Raw genomic sequence first — 1,035 nt, 5'->3', positions numbered from 1 at the left:
GCTCGAGCGCACGGCCCCCCACCTCGTGCGCCCCCTGGCCCAGGTCGTCCCCGTGTACCGGGGCACCCCGCCGCTGGGCGCGGTACTCCCGGGGTTGGGGTTCGCCGCGGGAACGCTGCTGTCCCGCCTCGCCGGCACCCCGGCCGACAGGCTGCCCGGCGCGCGCGTCCTGAGCGCGGGGTCGGTCGCGCGGTACGTCCCCGGGGTGAGGCGTCACGGACTGGTGTTCGGACACCTCAACTGGGACTGCCAACTGGTCGACGACGCCCGACTGGTCACCGCGGTGGCGCGGACCGCGGCCGGACTCGGAGCCCGGGTGCTCACCCGGGTGCGCGCCCTGGAGGCGAGCGGGTCGCAGGTCACCGTCCGCGACGAGCTCGGCGGGAGCCGCGGGGAGAACGGGGACGGCGACGAGTTCACCCTCTCCGCGCGGGCTGTCGTGAGTGCCACCGGCGTCTGGGCCGGTGAGACCACACCGGGCGTACGCGTCCGACCTTCGCGCGGCACCCACCTCGTGATCAGATCGTCCGCGTTGGGCGACCCGGCGGGCGCCCTCACCGTGCCCGTGCCGGGCGAGACCAACCGCTTCTGCTTCGCCATCCCCGCCGAGTTCGATCGTCTCCACGTGGGGCTGACCGATGTGGACGCCCCCGGACCGATCCCCGACGTGCCGACGCCCGACCGGCACGAGATCGATTTCCTTCTCGACGTGATCAACCGGGCCCTCGAGACCGGACTGACCCGGGACGACGTGGTGGGGACATTCGCGGGGCTGCGCCCGCTGGTCGACTCGGGTGACGGCCACACTGCGGACCTCTCACGCGACCACGCGCTGATCACCGCGGACAACGGTCTCATCTCCATCACCGGCGGCAAACTCACCGAGTACCGACTCATGGCCGAGCAGGCAATCGACCTGGTCGTACGGAAGACCGGGATCGCCGCGGCGCCGTGCCGCACCGCCGATCTGCCGTTGGTCGGGGCCCCCGGCCACCGCGATCACGCGCGACCGAGCCCCCCGGCGAGTGCGCTCCC

The 1,035-nt window shown here is 73.5% G+C and carries 1 protein-coding gene; it reads left to right on the top strand.

Translation table 11 applies throughout. From position 1 onward, the window contains the following. The coding region (locus tag IY392_RS02135) for a glycerol-3-phosphate dehydrogenase/oxidase (protein WP_194860390.1) at positions 1 to 1,035 on the top strand (1,035 nt) is incomplete at both ends.

It is taken from the genome of Dietzia sp. SYD-A1 (genome assembly GCF_015356725.1).
Lineage (GTDB): Bacteria > Actinomycetota > Actinomycetes > Mycobacteriales > Mycobacteriaceae > Dietzia.
Note: the sequence above shows the minus strand (reverse complement) of the source record. Positions and strands in the feature narration are given on the sequence as shown.